We start from the raw sequence: 17,689 nt of genomic DNA, 5'->3' as shown, positions 1-17,689 counted from the left end.
TCCTCCCGACCGAATCGGGAGGACACCGGCAGACGGGCCGTCAGCGGGTCAGGACCCCGATCTCCGGAGAGCCCGGCACCCCGGAGCCACCGAGGTGACGCGCGGTCATGCCCGACTCGGCGGCCAACCCCTCCAGGCTCAACGTCGCCCAGTCGTAGACGTCCTCGACCTCCCGGAGGGTCTCCGCACCGGAGAGCACCTTCCAGGTGGTCCGCCAGCGCATCAGCGTCGGCGTCCGCACCTCGGCCGAGGTCCACCACTCGTAGGTCTGGGTGCCGATGGTCTCCCGGAGCATCCGGATCGGCTCGATGCGCCGCGCGCGGTGTCCCCCCATCAGCTCGACGGCGATTGGGGCCCCCTCCGGCAGCCGGGACCGCAGCAGCTCCCAGAGTCGGGCCCGGTCCTCCTCCCCGAGGTGACCGAGTACCCCGAAGACGACCACGGCACCGATCCGGTCGGGCAGCCGCAGCTCCGGGGCGGCCTGCGCGACCACGTCGACCCGGCGCCGCAGGTCGGCGTCGGCGAGGACCCGGCTGGTGAGGACCGCCCGCATCGGGGTGGAGGGCTCCACGGCGATGATCCGGGCGGTGGGGAGCCGATCGGCGATGACCCGGGTCAGTCGGCCGGTCCCCGCGCCGATCTCCACCACCGGGCCCAGGGCGGGGTCCACCCCGCGCAGGGCGGTGGCCAACGGGCCGACACTGGTGCGGACGTGCCGCTCGGCAACCATCTCGTAGAACTCGGCGGAGGTGCTGTAGAAGTCGGTGACCATCGTCGTCTCCTGGGTCGTCACGGGGTGCTGGGCCACGCGGTCGCGGCGGCCGTCGGCAGGTCGAGTGCGGACATCAGGGCGGCGACCACCCGCCGCCGCTGCGGAACCAGGAAGAAGTGGTCGCCGGGGAACACCTGCACCTCGGTGGGGCCGGTGGTCATGCCGGCCCAGCCGGCGGCGTCGGCCGCGCTGCACTCGGGGTCGGCGTCGGCGACGAAGACCGACACGGGACAGTCCAGCGGCGGCGCTGGCCGGGGAGCGTAGGTCTCGGCCAGCCGGTAGTCGTTGCGGACGATGTCCAGCACGGTACGGCGCAGGTCGGGGTCGGCCAGCACCTCCGGGTGGGTGCCGCCGAGCCGCCGGAGTTCGGCGACGAGGGTCTCGTCGTCGCCCCGGTGGACCTGGCCGGGGCGCAGGTCGGTCGGCGCCTGCCGGGCGCAGGCCACCAGCCGCTGTGGACCCTCCCGACCCCGTCGCCGCAGTTCCTGGGCCAATTCGTAGGCCACCGCCGCACCCATGCTGTGGCCGAGCAGCACGAAGGAACCGGTCAGGTCCAACTCGTCCAGAAACTGTGCGACGAGGTCCGGCATCCGGTCGACCAGAGGTTCGACGAACCTGTTCTCCCGCCCCGGGTACTGCACCGCGACGAGTTCCGCCTGCGGCGGCACCAGCCCGCACCAGGAGCGGAAAGCGCTGGCGGAACCGCCCGCGTGCGGGAAGCAGAAAATGCGTACGGTCACTTTTAATTTCTCTTTCCGAGCAGCACGAAACACCCTTTCGGGGACGATGAAAAATGTGCGGTATTCATTTTTCAGGTGTAGATTCGGACCCTCCAAGGAAATGAGAGGTTGGACGCAGGATGAGTGACACCAGGGCCTTTCCCGTACCACGGGCCTGCCCCTTCTCGGCCCCCCGCGAGTACGCGGACATTCACGTCGAGCAGGTGCTGCTGCCCACCGGACGGCGGGCCTGGGTGGTGACCGGGTACGAGGACGTCCGGGCCCTGCTGGCCGACCGGCGGCTCAGCGCCGACGTGCGGCACGCCAACTTTCCCGCCCTGGCCGAGGGGGAACAGGAGGTCGGGGCCCGCACCCGGCCCTTCATCCGCATGGACCCGCCGGAGCACACCTCCTACCGCCGGATGCTGCTGCCGGAGATGACCGTCCGCAAGGCGCGGGCGATGCGCCGGGCCGTCCAGCGGGTCGTCGACGAACGGGTCGACGAACTGCTGCGGCACGGACCCCCGGTCGACCTGCTCACCCAGTTCGCCCACGCCGTCTCCAGCACGGTGATGTGCGAGATGATCGGGGTGCGGCGCAGCGACCCCTGGTTCCGACGCATCACCGGCGCACTGGGCTCCCAGCAGATCGGCGGTGGCCGCAGCGACGCCCGAACCGCCACCGAGGGGCTGGACGCCCTCTTCGACGTCTTCGACGGGCTGGTCGCCGAACGGGAACGCCACCTCGGCGAGGACCTGCTGAGCCGGCTCATCGCCGACCACCTGCACACCGGCCTGGTCCGGCGCGACGACCTGCTCGCCACGGTGGCGATCACCGTCGTGGCCGGTCGGGAGACCACCACCAGCATGATCGGCCTCAGCGTGCTGGCCCTGCTCGACGACGACCGGCGGCTGTGGAAGCAGCTCGACGCGGACCCGACGCTGCTGCCCGCCGCCGTCGAGGAACTGCTGCGCGCCCTGTCCGTGGGCGACTCGATCGCCCTGCGGGTGGCCACCGAGGACATCCGGGTCGGTACGGTCGTGATCCCCGCCGGCGACGGGGTGATCCCGCTGCTGGCCGGGGCCAACCACGACCCGGGGGTGTTCGTCGACCCCTCGGTCGTCGACTTCACCCGCGAGCGGCGCAGCCACGTCGCCTTCGGGTACGGGGTGCACCAGTGCGTCGGGCAGAACCTGGCCCGGGTCGAGCTTCAGGTCGCCCTGGGCACCCTCGTCGACCGGGTGCCCAGCCTGGAGCTGGACGCCGAGATCACCGACCTGTCCTTCCGACACGACGCCATCGCCTACTGCCCCGACCGGGTGCCGGTCAGGTGGTGACGGGAACACGGAGCACGCCGGCGTGCGGCAGACCCGGCAACGGCTCGTACTCCAGGCCCGCCTCCGCCGCGACCTGAGCGACGGTCACGGTGAACCACAGGTACGAGTCGTGGACCTCGCGGACCAGCTCGTCACCGCGAAGGACCCGCCAGGTCGTGTCCAGGCGCATCCGGTCGGGCCCGGCGGGCTCGCCCGCCATCCACCACTCGTACCGGTGCTCACCGAGGCTCCGGGTGACCAGCCGCACCGGCGACATCGTCACCGGCTCCGACAACCCCATCAGCTCCACCACGATCGGCCCACCCGGGGGCAGCCGTCGCACCGCCTCTGCGAGCAGCCTCCGGCGGGCCCCGGCGTCGAGGTGCCCGAGCACCCCGCAGAGCACCACCGCGCAGAGCCCGGACGGCAGCGCCAGGTCCTCGGCGGCGGCGGCTACCACCGACACCCGGTCCCGCAGCGCGGGTTGGGCGTCCACCCGGCTGGTGAGGATCGCCCGCATGGCCGCCTCCGGTTCGGCGGCGATCACCGCCGCCTGTGGGAAGGCCCGGGCCACGGCCTCGGTGACCAGCCCGGTACCGGCCCCGATCTCCAGGATCGGCCCGGCGACGGGGTCGACCCCGGCCAGGGCCGCCACGACGGCCGGGGCGCTGCGCTCGGCGTGCTCGCGGGCAGCCAGGTCGAAGAACTCCGCCGAGGAGCCGTACCCGGTGACCGCCGGGCCGACCCGCTCCGCCGGCAGCGGCACCGGGCTGGCCGGGCTGATCAGCTCGGGCGGACCGAGCCGTTCCATCAGCTCCCGCCACCACCCCGCCATGGCCAGATCCGACTGCCCCCCGCGCAAGGGGTCGCCGCCGGCCCGGACCGCCCCGGCGAAATCGCCCAGTGCCACTCCCACCGCCTGCGGCCACCACCGGTCGAAGGCGTGGGCGTAGGTCGGCTGCTCGGTCGAGCCGAGGACCGAGGTGGTGGGCAGCGGCATCGACGGCCCCGCAGCGGTGGCCCCGGTGAGCAACCGGCCGTCCCCGTCGCGCAGGGCGTGCAGTCGCGGACTCCAGAGCACCGGGCCGTGAGTGTCGGCCAGGGTCAGCACCCCTGCGTCGGTACCCAGTGCGATCCGGTGCCAGAACAGTGCGTGGTTGTCCCGGTCGGCCGGGTCGATCTGGTTCTGCACCCGCAGGGTCAGCGGCACCCCGGCCAGCTCACCGTGCAGGGTCCGCAGCGGCCCCGACCCGACGGGCTCCGACAGGCCCCGGGGTCGTACCCCACCGACCGCCCGGACCAGGATGTCCGCCAGGGGTTGCAGCACGTGCACCGAGGAGGCGACGTCGGCGAAGAGCAGGGTCCGCTGCGCCCGCAGTCGGGCGGCGGCCTCCAGGAAGGTCCGCACCGGCTCCAGGTGCCGGTAGTGGGTGTTGACCCGGTACTGCACCCCGGCGGCGCGGGCGGCCCGCAGACACCGGGCGATCTCGTCGGGGTGCACGGGATGCTCCTGCAGGACGTGGATCCCCCGCTCCAGCAGCGCCACCGCCACATCGGTGCCCCGGCCGCCGCTGACCGCCCCCGGCACCACCACGCACGCCGCCTCGACCTCCGGGGGCAGCTCCTCGACGGCGGTGAAGGCGGGCACCCCCACCGACCGGGCGTACTCGCGGGAGTACCGGCTGCCGGTCGACAGGATCCCGGCCAGGGTCAGCTCCGGATGGGCCTGGACCGCCCGGACGTAGAACCGGCCGAAGTTGGTGCCGCACACGACGGTGCGCAGGGGGCGGGTCACAGGGTCCCCTCCTCGTACGTCCCGTCGTCGTGGCCGGGCACCAGGATCTCGGCCGCCCCGCACCGGTTGACCTCCTCCACCGCCCATGCCGGGTCCATGACCTCCCCGCCGTAGTGCAGCCCCGCCGGGACGGCCCCGTCGAGGACCGCCCGGACGGCGAGCACCCCGACGACGGCGGTCAGCCGGTAGCTCGACGTCGTGCTCACCACCGCCGTGTGGGAGCCTTCGGGACCCTCCAGGGTGAACACCATCCGGTAGTAGGGCTCGCGGCCAGCCAGGTCGACCTCCGCCGCCGTGATCAGCCGGGTGACGGCGGCGGCCCGTACCCCGGGGTCGTCGAGGTCGAGGGTCCGCAACCGGGCGAAGACGGCCCGCACGGCGGTGCCGGGGTACACGTTGTAGTTGTCCAGCTCCGACAGGCCCAGGGTGACGGCGAGGCGTTCGGTCTCCGCGGTCAGGATCGGTTGCAGGGTCGCCCGGTCCGGGAAGTACGGCACCTCGGCGTCCTCGACGACGCGCAGGACACGCAGTGCCCGCCGGCCGGTGCGCCACCCCGCCAACGGCAGCCCGAACGGTTCCCCGTGCGCCCCGCCCACGGTCAGCGACAGCATGACCTCGGCGGCCACCGCCTCGGTGCACCGTTCCAGCCCTCCGGCCCGGCAGGTCAGCCGGGCGCCACCGGGCCATCGTCCCGCCAGCCACCGTGGCACCAACACGGACAGCCCGGGCAGGGTCCCGGCCGACAGGACCACCCTGGCCCCGCCGCCGACGGCACCCGAGGCCGCCAACGTCTCGTGGACCGGGTCGTCGCCGCCCACGTCCACGTAGTGCGCCCCGGTCGCCAGCGCGGCCAGCGCCATCCGCTCCTGCAACGCGTAGGTCGGTCCGGCGCAGTTGAGTACCACCCGCAGTCCCGAGCAGAACGCCGCCAACGACCGGTCGTCGGTGGCGTCGACGGCCACCACCTCCCCGTCGGCGGTCGACAGCCGGTCCGGGCGGCGGGCACCCAGCCGCAGCGATCCGACCCCGGCCGCGCGCAGCTCCCGGACCGCGAACCGGCCCACCGCACCGGAGGCCCCGAGCACCCCGATCACGCCGGCTCCAATCCGTCGACCAGCTCCACCAGGTGCCCGAACACGGTCCGCACGTGGGTGCCGGTCATGCAGGTGAAGTGCTGTCCGGGGATGTCCCGGCTGGCCAGGTCCCCCAGGCACAACGTCGCCCAGTGCTCCGTGATCGTCTCGGCGCTGCCCGGGAAGGGGTACGTCCCGTTGTGCCGCAGGAAGGTGATGTCCCCGGCGTACGGCTCGGTGCGGTGCCGGCTCAGGGCGAAGATGCTCTGCTGGTACGTGCGCAGGGTCCGTAGCATCCCCTCGGGTTCGTAGGAACCGGCCAGGTCCGGCGGCAGGGCCTCGCACATCCGGGCCACCCGACGCATCCGGGGTACCGCCTCCAGGGCGGCGAAGGCCTCGGCCACGTCGGCGAACTCTCCCTCCAGGTCCGCCAGGGACCCGTTGGCGATCGCCCCCGGCGAACGGGTGAGGACCGCCCCCGCCGCCGCGCCGACCCGGTCCTGGTCGGCCGGGAAACCGATCGCCTCGAGGTCCATCCCCATCATCAGGGCGAAGGAGTACTCCGAGAGCAGATCGTCGTCGATGCGGAAACTCGGGCTGTGGCTGGAGATCACCGTGAGGCTGCGCACGGTGGCCCCCGACTCGGACAGCACCCGGGCCACCTCGGTGGCGATGATCCCACCGATGCAGTACCCGACCACGTCGTACTCCCGGGCGCCGGTGTCGAGCAACGCCGCCGCGTACCGGGCGGCCAGCCGGTCGATGAGCCCCTCGGGGTCGGCGTTGAGGAAGTCGTCCAGCGCCGGGATCTCCAGGCCCACCAGCCCGTTGCGGCCACCGGCCCGCCGGATCTCGGTGATCAGCGGCCGGTACGGCAGCAGGGTGCCGGTACCCGCGTGCACCAGCACCGTCACCGGGCCGGACGGCTCGTCGACCAGCCGCACCACCGGTGAGACCGGGACCCCGGTCTGGGTCGACCCGGCGTCGGCGTGCTGGCGCAGGTACGCGGCCAACCCGGCGACCGTCGGGGTCCGCAGCAGGTGCCGCAGGACCACCTCCCACTCCAGGTCCCACTCCCCCGGCAGGCCGTCGAGGCCGTCGCGCAACCGGCCGACCAGCCGGGCCACCAGCAGCGAGTCACCGCCGAGGGCGAACAGGTCGTCGTGCCGACCCACCCGCTCCACCCCGAGCAGCTCCGCCCAGAGTCCGGCCAGCCGCTGTTCCAGGTCGTCCACGGGCTGCTCGCCGGCCACGGGGAGGTCGGCGGGGGTCAGCCAGGACAGCAGGGCGGCCCGGTCCAGCTTGCCGTTGGCGGTGCTCGGCAGCGCGTCCACCACCTGCCACTGGCCGGGCACCATGTACTCGGGCAGCCGGTCGGCGGCGAACCGGGCGAGGTCGGTGAGCACCACCGGCTCCCGGTCGGTCTTGAACCGGACGAGGAACAGCGACTGCCCGCCGAGCCCCGTCTCGGCGACCAGGTCACCTCCGGCCGCGCCCAGTGCGTCCCGCCACTGCTGCGGGGTCAGGAACGCCTGGTCCGCCCCGGCCCGGACGTCGGTGAAGGGACCGGCGTGCTCGGTGAGGAACTCGCTGGAGATCTGCACCGAGGCCGCCCCGTCGTCGGTGTTCTCCAGCAACAGCAGCCATCCCCCGGGGGCGACCAGTTCCCGGATCCGACCCAGGACCGCGTCGACGTCGGGACTGTTGTTGAGCACTCCGGCGCAGACCACGACCTCCGCCGTGTTCGGGGTCAGCCCCTGACCACGCAGGTCCCGGTCCGGGTCGAGGACGGCGAACCGGGCCCCCTCGACCCGCTCCTGGGCGGCGGCCAGCCGCAACGGGGAGCTGTCGGTGCACAGGTAGTCCACGTCCAGCCCGGCCAGCGCGGGCAGCAGCTCCACGGCCGCGCCGCCGGAGCGCGTGCCGATCTCCACGATCCGCAGGGTCCCGGGGTGCGTCACGGCGACGGCCCGGACCGCCTCGACGATCGCGGCGTGCAGCCGCCGGCTGACGGTGTTGCCCCGGTAGGCCGTCTCCCTGGCCTGCGCAGACAACAGGCTGCCCACCTCGATCTCGTCACGTAGCAGCGGCACCAGTTGGTCGGCGCAGGACCGGACGGCGTCGAAGAGCTCCTGCCCCCACCCGGAGTTCTGCTGAAGGGCGGCCGCCCGGTCCCAGGCGGCCGTGACCTGGTCGGCCGAGGGCACCGGGACGGGCACGGCGGACCAGCGCCGCACCAGACGGTGGTGCCGCTGCGCGACGCCCAACTCCGCGCAGACCTGCTCGGCGCTGCGGCCGTCGAGCAGCCGCGCGGTCGACAGCAGGGCCGCCGCGTTGAACGCGTCGAGGAACTCCGCCACCCGGTGGTCCCCCGGAACCTCCAGCGCGTCGGTCAGCCCCGACGGCACGGGGGCGGGGCCGCTGCGCCGGGCCGGCTCGACGAAGGCGGCCAGGCGACGCAGGGACGCCTTCGCGGTCGCCCCCGACTCGCCCTCGACCACGACCGCGCTCGCCCCGACCCCCTCGGCGGCGTCCAGCACCGCCTGGATCTCGCCGAGTTCGATGCGGTAGCCGCGGATCTTCACCTGGTGGTCCGCGCGGCCCAGGAACTCGATCACCCCGTCCGGGTGGTACCGGCCGAGATCGCCCGTGCGGTACAGGCGCCGGCCGTCCACCGGGTGGGTGACGAAGCGGGCCTCGGTGCGGTCCCGGTCACCGAGGTACCCCTCGGCCAGCCCGACCCCACCGATGTACAGCTCCCCGACCACGTGGTCCGGGCAGGGGCGCAGCGCCCCGTCGAGGACGTCGAAGGTCTGGTTCCGCAGCGGGGTGCCGTACGGGATGCTCGGCCACTGCGGGTCGACCTCGTCCACCGGGTGGTGGATCGACCAGATGGACGCCTCGGTGGCTCCGCCGAGGGAGTGCAGCCGGGCCTGTGGCAGCAGGCTGCGGACCTGATCCGGCAGGGAGAGCGGGATCCAGTCCCCGGAGAGCATCGCCAGGCGCAGCGTCGGCAGGGGTTCCCCGGTGGTGCCCAGGTAGTCCGAGAGCATCTGCAGCTGACCCGGTACCGAGTTCCAGAGGGTCACCCCCTCGGCGGCGACGGTCTCGGCCCAGGCGGCGGGGTCGCCGCGACGGGCGGGGTCCGGCAGCACCACGGTCGCGCCCGCGCCGAGCAGCCCGAAGACGTCCCAGACCGACAGGTCGAAGCCGAGCTGGGCCAGGGCCAGGCCCCGGTCACCCGGGCCGACGGCGAACCGCTCGTTGATGTCGACGACGGTGTTGAGGGCGGCCCGGTGACTGATCATCACCCCCTTCGGGTCCCCGGTGGAGCCGGAGGTGTAGATGACGTAGGCCAGCTCGGTGGGGTCGGTGCGGGGGGTGGGCACCTCGGCGCCCCGGGCCGGCAGGGTGTCCACCGCGACCGGGTCGACTCCGTCGGGCAGCTCCAGTTCCCCGGTCAGCCACGACTGGGTGAGCACCCGCCGGACGGCGGCGTCGCGCAGGATCGTCTGCCGTCGCAGCGGCGGCTGGGTCAGGTCCACCGGCAGGTAGGCCGCGCCGGCGAGCAGCACCCCCAGCACCCCGACGACCTGTTCCCAGCCCTTCTCCATGGTCACCGCGACCAGTTCACCGGGGCGGACCCCCCGGTCGGTCAGCACCCGCGCGACGACCGCCGCCCGGTCCAGCATTTCCCGGTAGGTCAGGTCCTGCCCGTCGGCGCGCACCGCGACGGCATCGGGGGTACGGCGCGCGGCCGCCACCACGGGGTCGGTGAGCAGGCCGGCGGGGACCGGGGCCGTGGTGGCGTTCACCGCCGCGCGGACCCGCCGGGTCGCGGCGGGCAGTTCGACCGTGGCCGGGGCGTCCCAGACGGCGGGGTCGGCCAGCGCACCGACCAGGGTGGTGAACGCCGTGAACATCTCCCCGGCGGTGTCCCCGGGCAGCACCCCGTCCCGGACGTCCCAGCTCAGGGCCAGGGCACCGGAGCGCTCCATCACCTGACAGTCGATCCACACCTGGGGGGTCTGGCTGACGGCGTACCGGACCTCGGCCTCGGGTCGTCGTGCCGAGGCGGCCCCCAGGGTGCTGGTGAACACCACCGGCATCAGCACCGTGTCGGCCTCGCTGCGTCGGGTCAGCTCGGCGAGCACCTCGCTGCCGCCGAAGAGCGGATGGGCGAGGTCCTCCAGCAGGGTGGCGCTGATATCCCGGACCCGTTCGATGAAGGTCCGAGTGGTGCCGAGGTCGACCTCCAGCAGCTCCACGGCGGTGAAGTCACCGACCAGCCGGCCCACGTCGCGGTGCAGGGGCAACCGGTCGAAGACCGGCACATTGAGCATGAACCGGGGGCTGCGGCTCCACCGGCCGATCACCTCCGCGTAGGCGGTGAGAACCGCCGAGGAGACGGCGACGCCCCGGTCGGCGGCCTGCTTCTGCACGGCGGTGTAGGTCTGCGGCGGCAGGGTCACCGCGAGGTGCCGGAACCGGCCAGGGGCGTAGGGGTCCCCGGCGACGGGCAGGTCGGGGCCCGGAGGCAACCCGTCCAGGCGTCGCTGCCAGTACTCCCGGTCCCGGTCGTAGGCGACGCCCTGCCGCTGCCCCCGACGGGCCAGCACGTAGTCGCGGAAGCCCGCCGTCAGCTCCGGCAACTCCCGGCCGTGGTACAGGTCCTCGACCTCGGCGAGGACCAGTTGCAGGCTGGCGTAGTCGACCACCAACAGGTCCACCGACAGGTGCAGCAACAGCCCGCCGTCGGTCCGGGTGACCCGCACCCGGTGCAGGGGCCACCGGTCGGGGTCGGGCACCCGTTCGCTCAGCTCGGCACGGACCCGTCCGATCTCGGTGTCGACGCGGTCCCCGCCGGCTCCCCGCAGGTCGGTGACGGGGATCCCGGGCACCGACGGGTCGGCGAGGACCTGCTGGTAGCCGTCGGGGTGCACCACCGCCCGCAGCATGTCGTGGCGGGCGACGACGGCGTGCCAGGCGGCGACCAGCCGGTCGGGGTCGGTGTCGGCGGGGAAGGCCAGCTCCACGTAGGTGTGGCAGGCCACCCCGCCGTAGGGGAAGGCGGTGCCCCGCCCCACCAGGTAGGCGCCCTGGATGTCGGTCAGCGGGAAGGGCTCGTGCCGGGCCGCGGGGTCCGGGGTCAGGGTCGCCCGGTCCCGCTGCTCCCGCAGCACGGTCAGGACCTCCGCGCGGTGGGCGCGCAGCAGCGATCGGCGTTCCTGCGTCAGGGCGCCCTGGGCGGCCCGGAATCGGAGCTGCCCGTCCTCCTCCCAGAGCCGGATGCCGTTGTTCTCGAGGTCGGCGATGAGGGTCTTGGCGTTCATACGGTTCCGGTCTCCACGGCGTTGTCGGTGCGGGCGGTCTCGATGTGGGCGGCCAGGTCGGCGACGGTCGGGGCGGCCAGGAAGGTCCGCACGGAGATGTCGACCTCGAAGGTCCGGTTCACGGCGGCGACCAGGCGCAGGGCCCGCAGGCTGTCCCCGCCGGAGGTGAAGAAGTTGGCCCTGCGGTCGGTCGCCGGGTCGTCGAGCTGCTCGGCCCAGAGCCGGGCCAGGAGGGTCTCCACCGGGCCGGTGGGGGGGCTGGTCGGCTCCGCCTCCCGGGGTACCCGGGCGGTGAGCCCCGCCCGGTCGACCTTGCCGTTGGCGGTCAGCGGCAGGGCCTCCAGCGGGACCACCCGGTGCGGTACCGCGTAGACGGGCAGCCGCTCACCCAGGTGGGCCGGCAGGTCCCCGAGGGACCCCCGGGCAACGACGAAGGCCCACAACCGGCGGGTGCCCCGGCCCCCGGGGGCCAGCACCACCGCTTCGGCGATCCCCGGGTGGGCCCGCAGGGCGGCCTCGATCTCGCCGAGTTCGATCCGGTGCCCGCCGACCTTGACCTGTTCGTCGGCCCGGCCGAGGAACTCGAGGGTGCCGTCCCGCCAGTACCGTCCCAAATCACCTGTGCGGTACCAGCGGGTCCCACCGACGTCGACGAACCGTTCGGCGGTCCGCTCCGGATCCCCGTGGTAGCCGAGGGCCACCCCGGCACCGCCGATCCACAGCTCACCGGGGACCAGGTCGGGGCAGTCGAGCCCCACCGGGTCGACGACCCGGAAACGCTGGTTGGTCAGCGGGACCCCGTACGGTATCGAGGTCCACTGGGGTGGCACCTGCGCCACGTCCCAGGCGTTGGACCAGATGGCCGCCTCGGTGGCGCCGCCCAGCGCGGTGAACCGGCTCCCGGGGGCCAGGGCGCGGACCCGGCCGGGCAGGTCGAGGCCCACCCAGTCCCCGGAGACCAGGACCGCCCGCAGCCCGGCCAGCCCGTCGGCCTCCGCCGGGGCCGCCTCGGCGGCGGTGAGCAGCATGTCCAGCAGCACCGGGGCGGAGTTCCAGAGGGTGATCCGGTGCCGGGCGGCCAGGGTCAGCCAGGCCTGCGGGTCACGGCGGTCGTCCTCGGTGGGCAGCACCACCGCGCCGCCGGCCCCGAGCAGGCCGAAGACGTCGTACACGGACAGGTCGAAGTCGAGCGCGGAGACGGCGAGCACCCGGTCGGTGGGCCCCACCCGCCACCGGGCGTTGACGTCGACAACGGTGTTCAGGGCCGCCTGGTGGGTGATCGCCACCGCCTTGGGTTCCCCGGTCGACCCCGAGGTGAAGATCAGGTAGGCCAGGTCGGTGGGGTCACGGTCGACCGGTCGGGGCAGGGGTGTGTGCCGCCGCGCGGTCGGCACGTCGAGGTCCTCCCCGAGGACCGTCCGCAGACCGGCGACCCGGTGCATCCGTTCCCGGCGCACCGCGGGCTGGTCCACCCCGATCGGCACGTAGACTCCGCCGGCGGCGAGTACCCCCAGGACCGCGACGATCTGGTCGGGTCCCTTGGGCAGGCTGATCCCGACGGTGTCACCGGGCCGGACCCCCTGCGCGACCAGGGCCCCGGCGACGCGCAGGGCCTGGTCGGCGAGCTGTCCCCGGGTCAGGGCGCCGTCGTGCCAGAGCAGTGCCTCGGCGTCGGGGTCGGCGCGGGCGAGCCGGAGGAACCGGTCGTGCAGCAGCCCGGCGGGCGGCGGGGCGGCGGTGTCGTTGACCGCCCGGCGGACGGCCGCCTGCCCCGCCGGCAGCACCGAGGGGGGCGGGGCGGACCAGTCCGCCTCGGTCAGGTGCTCGACGAGCGTGGTGTAGGCGGCGAACATGTCGTCGAGCACGCCCGGTGCGAACAGCTCCTCCACCGCGTCCCAGGTGATCCGCAGCCGTCCGGTCGACTCGGTGACCTGGTTGTCGAGCAGGACCTGCGGGGACTGGGACACCCCCCACACCTGGTCGCCGAAGGCCGCCGCCGGTGCGGCCTCACCGACGCCGATGGCGCTGGTGAACACGACCGGGACCGAGGCGTCGGGGCCGCCGGAGCGGCGGGCCAGCTCGCGCAGCAGCCACCCGGCGGGCACCTCGCGGTGGTCGAGGTCCTCCCCCATGGTCCGCTGCACCCCGGCGACCAGGTCCCGGAGGGAGTCCTGCGGACCCCGGCGGTACCCGATCAGCGACAGGGTGGTGAAGTCCCCGAGGACCCGGTCGACGTGCCGGTGCAGGGGCAGCCGGTTGAACAGGGTGAGGGTGACCGCGACGGCCGACTGCCCGCTCCAGGCCCGCAGCACCTCGGCGTAGCAGGTGAGCAGCACGGTGGAGGGGGTCAGCCCGTGTTCCCGGGCGACGCCCCGGAGCCGGTCCCACCGGTCCGGGTCGAGCAGGTGTTCCCGACGGGTGAACCGGTGACCGCTGCACGCCGCCGGGTCACCGACGGTGGGCAGCGCCGGCGCCGGGGGGAGCTCGTCGAGGCGGCGGGACCAGTGCTGCCGGGCCCGGTGGGTGTCCTGCTCCGACGGGGTGGCCGCCAGCAGGTAGTCGCGGAAGGAGACCGTCACCTCGGGCAGGCGGGCACCCGGGTCGGTGTAGAGCAGGTCCAGCTCCCGGTAGAGCAGCATGATCGACAGGGCGTCGAAGATGAGGTAGTCCAGGCCGATCCCGATCCGGGTCCGTCGGGTGTCCCCGTCCCGGTACCGCACGGCCCGCACCTCGAACAGGGGCCAGCGGTCCACCGGCAACCGGCGGTGGGACAACTCCTCCCGCATCCGGTCCAGCTCCGCCGCCCCCTCGGACACCCCGATGGTGAAGGGCGGGACCGTGGGTAGGACCCGCTGGTGTCCCTCGTCGGCGAAGACCGCGCGGAGCATGTCGTGGCGGTCGACGAGGATCCGCCAGGCCCGTTCCAGCCGGGCCAGGTCGACGTCGGTACCGTCGAACTCGCTGTAGTGCCAGGTGCCCACGCCGCCCAGCGGCAGCCGGTCGTCGCGTCCGATCAGGTACGCGGCCTGGACGTCGGTCACCGGGAAGGGGTCGTACCGGTGGGCGGGGTCGGCGACCAGGTCGTCGGGGCGGGCGGCCGTACCGGCCCGCAGGGTGGCGGCGAAGTCCCGCAGGACCGGGGCGGCGAAGAGGGCGGCGATCCCGGCGCCGGCCACCCCCCGGTCCCGCAGGCGCCCGACCATCCGGGTGGCCAGCAGGGAGTCCCCGCCGAGGGCGAAGAAGGAGTCGTCCCGCCCGAGGTCGGTCACCCCCAGCAGCTCCGACCAGACCTCGGCCACCTGACGCTCGGTGCCCTCCCGGGGCGGCTCACCTGGCGTGGGGTTGCCGGTACCGGCGGCGAAGGCGGCGGCGACCGCTCGGCGGTCGAGCTTGCCGTTGGCGGTCAGCGGCATCGCCCCGGCGACGACCAGGTGCTCCGGCACCATGTAGACCGCGAGCCGGTCGGCCAGCCACCGCCGGAGTTCCTCGGTCGCCAGGGGGGTACCGCCGGTGGCGACGTAGAGCCCGAGCTGCCGGGTGGCTCCGGTGACGACCGTGGCCACGGCGTGGGTGACGGCCGGGTGGGCGTCCGCGGCGGCCTCGACCTCACCCAGCTCGATGCGGTGTCCCCGGATCTTGACCTGGTGGTCGGCGCGGCCGAGGAACTCCAGGGTGCCGTCGGCGTGGTAGCGGGCCCGGTCCCCGGTGCGGTACCAGCGGCGACCCTCGTACTCGACGAACTTCTCCGCGGTCCGGTCCGCGTCGCCCCGGTAGCCGTGCGCCACCCCGGGGCCGCTGACCCAGAGTTCACCGGGTACGAAGTCCGGGCGGTCCCGGCCCCGGTCGTCGGCGACCCGGATCCGCATGTTGCGCAGCGGCACCCCGTAGGGGATGGACCGCCACCCGGGGTGGACCTCGCCGACCTCGAAGACGGTGCTGTGGATGGCGGCCTCGGTCATGCCGCCCAGGGCGGCGAACCGGGCGCCCGGTACCAGTGACCGCAGCCGGGCCGGCTGGTCCAGGCCCACCCAGTCACCGCCGAGCATCACCAGGCGCAGGCTGGCCGGCAGCCCCGTACCGGCCGCCGCGCTCAGCAGCATGTCGAGCAGGGCGGGTACACAGCTGATCACCGTCACCCGGTGGCGGCGGACCAGTTCGGCCCAGCGGTGAGCGTCGCGGCGGCTGCCCTCGTCCACCACGACGACCGATCCGCCGGTGCGCAGCAGGGCGAACATGTCGTACGCGGAGAGGTCGAAGTCCAGCGCGGACAGGGCGATGGTGCGGTCGTCGCCGCCGACGGCGAAGACCTCGGCGACGGCGTCGATCGTGTTGACCACCGCCCGGTGCGGCACCTCGACGCCCTTGGGTTCGCCGGTGGAGCCGGAGGTGAAGATGACGTAGGCCACCGACTCGGGGGTGGCCGGTGCCGGCTCGGCCGGGGGCAGCGCGGTGGCGTCGGCGATGTCCAGCACGGGTACCGCCGCGTCCACGGGGCGGTGTCCGGCGTCGGTGAGCACCGCCCGTACCTGGGCGAGGGTGTGCAGCCGCCGCTGCCGGGCCGGGGGCTGGTCGACGCCGACGGGCACGTAGGCGGCCCCGGCCGCCAGGATGCCGAGGACGGCGACGACCTGGGTCCGTCCCTTGGGCAGGGTGACCGCGACGGAGTCGCCGGGACGGACCCCGTGGCGTTGCAGCAGGGTGGTGACCCGCAGCGCGGCGGCGGCCAGTTCGCCGTAGGTGAGGTTCCCGTGGTCGTCGTCGACGAGGGCGGTGCGGTCGCCTCGCCGGGCGGCGAGGGCGAAGAACCGGTCGTGCAGCAGCTCGGCGGGGACCTCCTGCCCGGTGTCGTTGAGCACCGCCCGGGCCGCGAGCTGCTCGGCCGGGATGAGCTGCCCCACGGGCCGGGTCCAGGTCGCCTCGTCGTGCAGCAGGTCCTCGACGAGGTGTCGGTACGCGGCGAAGGCGTGCTCGGCGACGCCGGGCTCGAAGACCTCGCTGCGGATGTCCCAGTTGAGCAGCAGACCACCGTCGAGTTCGGTGACCTGGGCGTCCAGCCAGACCTGGGGTCCCTGCGAGATGATCCAGACGGGGGCGCCGAAGCGGTCCCGCACCTGCCCGTCGAAGATCTCACCGAGGCCGAGGGCGCTGGTGTACACGACCGGGGCGAGCACGGGGGTGCCGTCGCCGAGGCGGGAGAGGTCCCGGAGCACCTCGACCCCGGGGTAGGCACCACGGGCGACGGCCTGGTGCAGGGTGTGTTGCACCTGGCGGGCCTGGTCGGCGAAGGGCAGGGCCCGGGTGAGGTCCACGTCGAGCAGCACCGAGCTGCTGAAGTCGCCGACGAGTTGCCCGGCGCCCGGCACGTCGAGGTCCCGGTCGAACAGGGGCAGGTTGAGCAGGAACCGTTGGTCGCCGCTCCAGGCGGCGAGGATCTCGGCGAAGGCGGTGGCGAGCACCGCCGCCGGGGTGAGGGAGTGTCGGCGGGCGAGAGCGGCGAGGGTCGCCCGGTCGGTGGGCGACAGGCGGTGGTGCAGCCGGGTGGTGGCGTGGAAGCGGCGCTGCGCGGACTCCGGTTGGAGCGGGTCGACGACCGTCGGGAGCTGCGGGGCACGGCTCAGCTCGGGCAGCCGCTGCTGCCACCACTGCCGGGCGGCGGCGCGTTCCCGGGTGCGTCGGGCGGTGCGGTGCTCCAGGTACCGGGCGTAGCTGCCGGCGACCGGGGGCAGGTCGGTGTCGGGCGCGTCGTAGAGGTGCCGCAGGTCACCCAAGAGGAGGCGCAGGCTGGCCGCGTCGGCGGCGATCATGTCGAGGTCGAGGTGCAGCCGGGTGGCGCCGTCGGGGAGCAGGGTCAGCTCGACGACGAGGACCTCACCGTTGTCGACGTCCATGCGGCGGTGGGTGCCGGTGTGTCGCAGCCGGTCCAGGCGGTCCCGGCGGGTGTCGGCGTCCAGCGCACGGAGGTCGTGCACGGTCACCGTCGTCTCCGCGGTGGCGGGCAGGATCCGCTGGGTGCCGTCGTCGAGGATCCGGGTGCGCAGCATGACGTGCCGGTGACGGAGCCGGGTCACGGCGGCCCGCAGGCGGTCGGGGTCGACGTCCCGGCCGTCGAACTCGACGTAGAAGTGTGCCCCGACCCCGCCGAGCGGCTGGCCGTCCTGGCGGCCGACCCAGTAGGCGTGCTGCATCAGGCCCAGCGGGAAGGGGTCGGTCGGGTGTTCCGCCTCGGTCAGGGTGCCGACGGCGGTCAGGTCCGCCGGTGGCTCCTCGGCGCCGGCCGACGCGACCGCGAGGTCGGTGAGCAGCAGTTGTTGCCAGGCGGCGAGGGTGGGGGTCTCGGCGAGGTCGTCGAAGCCGACCTCGAGACCCTGCCTGCGCCAGGCGGCGGCGAGCCGGATCAGGCGCAGGCTGTCCAGCCCGAGGTCGAACAGGTCGTCGTCGGAGGCGATGTCGTCCACGGAAAGGTCCAGCGCCGCGGCGGTCGCCGCCCGGATCTGGGCGGCGGTCGGTGGTGCGGTACGGGGTTGTGGTGCCTGGGGCACGGTCCGGTTCACCTTCTCGTTGCGGGGATCGGGACGGGCCTGGAGGGCCGGTGCCCAGCTGCCGTCGGAGGGTGCTCCCTGCATTGCAAATGAACACCATTGTCAACTAGCGTCACTCTAGACGTCGTAACCGTTGTTGCGC

Annotated in this window: 7 protein-coding genes; 1 reads left to right on the top strand and 6 read right to left on the bottom strand. The window is 73.9% G+C overall.

Annotation, left to right across the window (positions count from 1 at the left end):
• Positions 1-40: 40 nt before the first annotated feature.
• Both WHN02_RS15225 and WHN02_RS15220 read right to left on the bottom strand, forming a co-directional pair.
• Positions 41-772 carry a class I SAM-dependent methyltransferase gene (locus WHN02_RS15225; RefSeq protein WP_434739399.1) on the bottom strand — a complete coding sequence of 244 codons (732 nt, stop codon included), beginning with the start codon at positions 770-772 and terminating at the stop codon, positions 41-43.
• A 17-nt stretch (positions 773-789) separates the two neighbouring features.
• Positions 790-1,512 carry a thioesterase II family protein gene (locus WHN02_RS15220; protein ID WP_434739398.1) on the bottom strand — a complete coding sequence of 241 codons (723 nt, stop codon included), beginning with the start codon at positions 1,510-1,512 and terminating at the stop codon, positions 790-792.
• A 119-nt stretch (positions 1,513-1,631) separates the two neighbouring features.
• Between WHN02_RS15220 and WHN02_RS15215 the strand changes: the two genes are divergently transcribed.
• Positions 1,632-2,828 (top strand): cytochrome P450, encoded by a 1,197-nt coding sequence (locus tag WHN02_RS15215; RefSeq protein WP_434739397.1) that lies wholly within the window; start codon positions 1,632-1,634, stop codon positions 2,826-2,828.
• Here the strand turns inward: WHN02_RS15215 and WHN02_RS15210 are convergent.
• The 4 genes from WHN02_RS15210 to WHN02_RS15195 are packed head-to-tail and all read right to left on the bottom strand — an operon-like array spanning position 2,818 to position 17,631.
• The gene (locus tag WHN02_RS15210; protein WP_434739396.1) at positions 2,818-4,602 is read right to left on the bottom strand and encodes a Gfo/Idh/MocA family oxidoreductase; all 1,785 of its coding nucleotides are present in this window, start codon (positions 4,600-4,602) and stop codon (positions 2,818-2,820) included. The genes WHN02_RS15215 and WHN02_RS15210 overlap by 11 nt on opposite strands.
• Positions 4,599-5,696 (bottom strand): saccharopine dehydrogenase NADP-binding domain-containing protein, encoded by a 1,098-nt coding sequence (locus WHN02_RS15205; protein ID WP_434739395.1) that lies wholly within the window; start codon positions 5,694-5,696, stop codon positions 4,599-4,601. The genes WHN02_RS15210 and WHN02_RS15205 overlap by 4 nt, the downstream gene beginning before the upstream one ends.
• Positions 5,693-11,008: an amino acid adenylation domain-containing protein gene (locus tag WHN02_RS15200; protein WP_434739394.1), complete on the bottom strand. Its 5,316-nt coding sequence runs from the start codon at positions 11,006-11,008 to the stop codon at positions 5,693-5,695. The genes WHN02_RS15205 and WHN02_RS15200 overlap by 4 nt, the downstream gene beginning before the upstream one ends.
• On the bottom strand, positions 11,005-17,631 hold the full coding sequence (locus WHN02_RS15195) for an amino acid adenylation domain-containing protein (RefSeq protein ID WP_434739393.1): 6,627 nt from the start codon (positions 17,629-17,631) through the stop codon (positions 11,005-11,007). Before WHN02_RS15195 ends, WHN02_RS15200 begins: the two co-directional genes overlap by 4 nt.
• Positions 17,632-17,689 lie beyond the last annotated feature (58 nt).

Source organism: Micromonospora sp. SH-82 (assembly GCF_051132485.1).
In the GTDB taxonomy this organism is placed as follows: Bacteria; Actinomycetota; Actinomycetes; order Mycobacteriales; family Micromonosporaceae; genus Micromonospora.
Note: the sequence above shows the minus strand (reverse complement) of the source record. Positions and strands in the feature narration are given on the sequence as shown.

Excerpts from the sequence above, each read along its gene's own strand:
- WHN02_RS15225 (WP_434739399.1), bottom strand. The coding sequence starts at position 772 with ATGGTCACCGACTTCTACAGCACCTCCGCCGAGTTCTACGAGATGGTT.
- WHN02_RS15215 (WP_434739397.1), top strand. The coding sequence starts at position 1,632 with ATGAGTGACACCAGGGCCTTTCCCGTACCACGGGCCTGCCCCTTCTCG.
- WHN02_RS15200 (WP_434739394.1), bottom strand. The coding sequence starts at position 11,008 with ATGAACGCCAAGACCCTCATCGCCGACCTCGAGAACAACGGCATCCGG.
- WHN02_RS15195 (WP_434739393.1), bottom strand. The coding sequence starts at position 17,631 with ATGCAGGGAGCACCCTCCGACGGCAGCTGGGCACCGGCCCTCCAGGCC.